The 4,305-nt window shown below is 58.7% G+C and carries 4 protein-coding genes; 2 read left to right on the plus strand and 2 right to left on the minus strand.

Translation table 11 applies throughout. The annotated features are described in order from the left end of the window. Positions 1 to 102: 102 nt before the first annotated feature. On the minus strand, positions 103 to 360 hold the full coding sequence (locus tag B0W80_RS33755) for a hypothetical protein (RefSeq protein ID WP_077003499.1): 258 nt from the start codon (positions 358 to 360) through the stop codon (positions 103 to 105). 110 nt (positions 361 to 470) lie between these two features. Between B0W80_RS33755 and B0W80_RS33760 the strand changes: the two genes are divergently transcribed. Continuing rightward, positions 471 to 728, plus strand: coding sequence for a helix-turn-helix domain-containing protein (locus B0W80_RS33760; RefSeq protein ID WP_179107099.1), 258 nt, complete (start codon positions 471 to 473; stop codon positions 726 to 728). A gap of 43 nt (positions 729 to 771) precedes the next feature. Here the strand turns inward: B0W80_RS33760 and B0W80_RS33765 are convergent, their stop codons facing one another. Further along, on the minus strand, positions 772 to 2,532 hold the full coding sequence (locus B0W80_RS33765) for an ATP-dependent endonuclease (protein WP_083745812.1): 1,761 nt from the start codon (positions 2,530 to 2,532) through the stop codon (positions 772 to 774). 405 nt (positions 2,533 to 2,937) lie between these two features. On the opposite strand from B0W80_RS33765, the gene B0W80_RS33770 reads away from it, so the two are divergent. Next, positions 2,938 to 4,305, plus strand: a 1,368-nt coding sequence (locus B0W80_RS33770) for a choice-of-anchor I family protein (RefSeq protein ID WP_077003502.1), incomplete at its 3' end; no start/stop codon positions are given.

Raw genomic sequence — 4,305 nt, forward strand, 5'->3', positions numbered from 1 at the left:
CGCAACAAGTGGGGGAGGGAGGCGGGCTGATTCCAGCTCGTGCCTGCGGGCCTTGCTTGCGCGTTGGCCGTCACCAAGCCAGCGCTGCCGGGGCTGCGCTCCTCATTCCCGCAGCCGCGCTTGCAGTGTCTGCCAGGCTTCCGGCGTGATCTCGCTGACGACCACGCCGGCCACGGGCAAGCAGCCGCCGTAAGGGTCTGCGACCAGCTTCATCACCGCTTGGGCTTGGCCAGCGTGGACCAAGTCGCGGACGACTTCGAAGTGTTTGCGTTCCGTGAGGATCAGGGGAAGCCGAAGCTCCTGCTCGTCCTGCCCAAGTGGCTCCATGTGCTTCTCTCCCGGTTGCCAGATTTCGTGCATTGCTCATGCTGGCTTTGAGGTGGTCCTCGGAATCCAGCAGGCGGCGTAGTATGCCCCAATCACACTCATAGTGTGTGTACTTATAGTGTGAGTGCCGGGAGACTCGCGCGGTGCCAAAACCGCGCTCCAAACCGCCAGCCAAAGACAAGGTCCAAGCCTTGTTCGGTGCGGCTGTTCGGGCGCGCCGAGAACAGTTGCTGTTGACGCAGGAGCAACTGGCGGAGCTTGCGGAACTGCATACGAACTACGTGAGTTCGGTCGAGCGGGGCGAGCGCAACATTGGGCTTCACAACATCGCGCGTTTGGCACATGCGCTTGATGTGCCAGTCTCCAAACTGACACTGGCCCTAGATGTGCGGTCGCACTAGTGCTTCTTAGCGCCGCATTCACCGGAAGCGGCCGACCCGAGCCCTACATCCCTCTCCGTTGCGGGTTGCGAAACCAACTTCCTATTTCTCCTATAAAGCTCCAAACGTCTCCCTCCGCAGGACGGACGTAGCTTGCAGACGAGGGGTCTTCGCCCAATTTCTCGAAGATATCAACTACCCAGTCCGATTTACCAGATTTTGTCGACATGCCCGGTAACCAGCTTTCCAACTCGCCTCGACGGACAACGAATAACCCGTAAAGGCCAAGCTGGTCGAACAGGTCTTCTGCGCCTTTTCGCTCGGCCGGATCGAGGATATCAATGCCGCCATTTCGTTTTGGATCTTTATTAATCGCTTCAAAAGCCTTCTTGACGTGAGATCTCATGGCTGACAAACCTTGGTGTGAGCTCGCTGGGACGCCAATTGCTGTTGTCAGCTTACTCCATACAGACCCTCCTTCTTTGTACGCATCAATGTCCAAAATTCCTGCAGTGGGAATTCCTAGTGCTCGCAAAGGTCTAACTATATCTGCGACTGTTTGCTTATTTTGAGCTCTGAGAAATAGGCAATTCGAGATCCCGCGTGGGTCATGTGAGGCGACTAGTCTATGATTGATCTCATCATAAAATGCTCGATCACTATCGGCTTCGACTACTATGACGGAGTCAAAAAAGAGTGCTTCGACAGCGTTCACTGAACGAAGCAACGGGTTGCGGAATAGCGTCTTGACTTTATTTGCATTGAGAATTCTGCCTGTTGCCACCCCATTGTTGTAAGTTAAGCGAACTATGTTGACGTTTGACCCAGCTTGAACGCAGCCCATCAAAAAATTTGCACTATGGGTCGCAATAAAGACATTTTTATCTGCGACGGTTTCTGCTGCTGGACGCGCTATCTCGCTGCCGAGAAGGCGGGCGAGCGACGGGTGCAGGAACGCTTCGGGTTCGTCAACGATTAATACGCGAGGATCGCCAGCATATAGTTCTACCAATATTCCAGTGAGTGCCTTCACCCCATCGCTCATGGTCTCGAGCCGCTCGCCGGATGCTTGATATCGGATTGCGTCGCTTGTTAGGCTGCGCTCAATTTGGGCGCTAGGAAGAGGCATCTTGCAATATCGCAATATTAAATTGCCGGGCGTTGAGCTGGCGTCAATTACTAAATGTTGTTTGAACGCTCCAAAAAGCACCGTTCTAAGTTTGCTTCGCATATCGTCGTCAATAAAGAGGCGTGCGAAGTTGTTCTGAGCCTGCTCATACGACTGAACTGCTCTTTGTGATACCAAGCCGAGTCTACTTGCGCCATCAAGCATAAGAATTTCGTGACGCATGAACAAGCTGAAGAATTCAGCATTGCTTATTTCGCCAGAACGCATGTAGAGATCTGATTTACTAGTGCCATATTGGGTTGATGAGCGAGTAATACTGAAACTGCTCTCGTCGTCAATGTCTGCGGGAATGCCTTCAAGTTTTAATAGGCGCGCAACCATGAACAATCTGGCTTCAGTTGACGGGGTGTTTAATTTGATGTTGTTTAGAAGAAGCGTTGGGGACGCATGTCCCATTAGGAGAAAAGCTTGAAGCTCTCTCAGTAGCATGCTCTTTCCAGAGTTGTTTGGGCCAATAAATACCGTTACTGCCGGGTTGTCTATGTCAAGCAAATCTTGATGCCGCGTTCCGAGTTTTAATTGAATTGATGATATGGGATGCATATTGATCTTGGACGATAGTGGTCGGTTGGCGGTGAAGTCGAGTTGCTCTTCGCGTAAGCCATTGAGCTCGCTCGGTTTTAGATTTTGACGCATTACTGCGCGCGCAAATGGTCAATGCGCCTGCTGATGAGCGGGGATCGGCGATGGGCTGCGTTTAAGCGACATTAGGCGTCTTCTGGCTGAACCGCTCACACATTTCGACGTCCGTGCAGGAGGTGGTAGTGGGTCGGCCATGCAGGCATGCGTGACCAGCCTCACGGCTAGGCCCTTGTCACAAACCCGTCACACCCCCAAGCGAGCCTCACCCCGCCGACAAACTTTCGTCTACAGGTGCTCGCCATGCCGCTCCCCCCATCCCAACTCACCCGCGCCCTCGCAACAGCCGCCCTCACCACCCTCACCCTCCTCCACGCCCCGTCAGCGACAGCCCACCAGCGCCCTGACCGCCGCGTCGAAGTCCAAGTCCAACGCCTCTGGCAATTCGCCCACCAGCCCGGCGTGCCGGGCCAGAAATCCGAGATCGTCACCTTCGACGAGCGCACCGACACCCTGTGGGTCGCCGGCGTTCTCGGCGTCGACGTGCTCGACCGCGACACCGGCCAGCGCGTGGCGCACATCGACGTGAGCCAGTTCGGGCTGGTCAACAGCGTTGCCATTCACGACGGCTTGGCCGCCTTCGCCATCGAGAACGCGCTGGACCGCACGCGCCCCGGCGTGGTGGTGTTCTACGACACCAAGAACCGGCGCCAGGCCGGCGCGCCGGTCACGGTGGGGGCCTTGCCCGACATGCTGACCTTCACGCCCGACGGCCGCCAGGTGCTGGTGGCCAACGAGGGCACGCCCAATCCGCGGCCGACCGCCGCGGGCTTGTCGGCCGACGATCCGGTGGGCAGCGTGAGCATCATCGACGTGCGCCGGCGCGACGTGGTCGACGTGCCGCTCGACCCGTCGATCCCCGGCTATCAGCAGCTGCGCCTGTTCCCCGCCGCCGGCACGCTGCCCACGCAGCCCGCCACGTACAGCCGCTATGGCCCCGAGCCCGAGTACATCACCGTCGACAAGGACAGCCGCTACGCCTACGTGGGCCTGCAAGAAGCCAACGGCGTGGCGGTGCTCAACCTGCGCAGCCGCCGCTTCGAAAAGATCTACTCCCTGGGCCTCAAGGACTTCTCGCTGCCCGGCAACGAGATCGACCCCAACGACCAGGACGGCGTGATCCAGCTGCGCAGCGTCCCGGTCAAGGGCCTGTACCAGCCCGACGCCATCGCGTCGTACGAATACCGCGGCGACACCTACCTGGTGATGGCCAACGAAGGCGATTCGCGCGACAACGGCGAGGGCGACTCCGAAGACGAGCGCCGCGGCTCGGCCGGCAACGCCACCATCGAATACGTGCCCGACGGCAGCGAGCTGGGCCGCCTGACGATGTCCAACGTCGACTCGGCCCGCGGCGGCCCGCTGGTGGCCTTCGGAGGCCATTCGATGTCGATCCGCCGCGCCGACGGCAAGCTGGTGTACGACAGCGGCAGCAAGCTCGACGCCGAGGCCATCCGCCTGGGCATCTACGACGACAGCCGCAGCGACAACAAGGGCGTGGAGCCCGAAGGCCTGACCCTGCTGCGCATCAAGGGCCGCGTGCTGGCCTTCGTGGGGCTTGAGCGCACGTTGAAGTCCGCCATCGCGGTGTTCGACATCACCGACCCGAAGGACGTGGAATACCTCGACATGATCGTGAGCGAAGGCGACCTGTCGGTGGAAGGGCTCACGGCGTTCAAGCGGCGCGGGCGCTACTACGTGGCGACGGCGAACGAGGTGTCGGATACGACGTCGTTGTTCGAGGTGAAGCTGAAGCGGGGTGGGTGGGAT

Origin of the sequence: Variovorax sp. KK3, assembly GCF_001984055.1 — a bacterium.
Classification (GTDB): domain Bacteria; phylum Pseudomonadota; class Gammaproteobacteria; order Burkholderiales; family Burkholderiaceae_C; genus Variovorax.

Coding starts and splice junctions, on each gene's coding strand:
- B0W80_RS33755 (WP_077003499.1), bottom strand. CDS start 360: ATGCACGAAATCTGGCAACCGGGAGAGAAGCACATGGAGCCACTTGGG.
- B0W80_RS33765 (WP_083745812.1), bottom strand. CDS start 2,532: ATGCGTCAAAATCTAAAACCGAGCGAGCTCAATGGCTTACGCGAAGAG.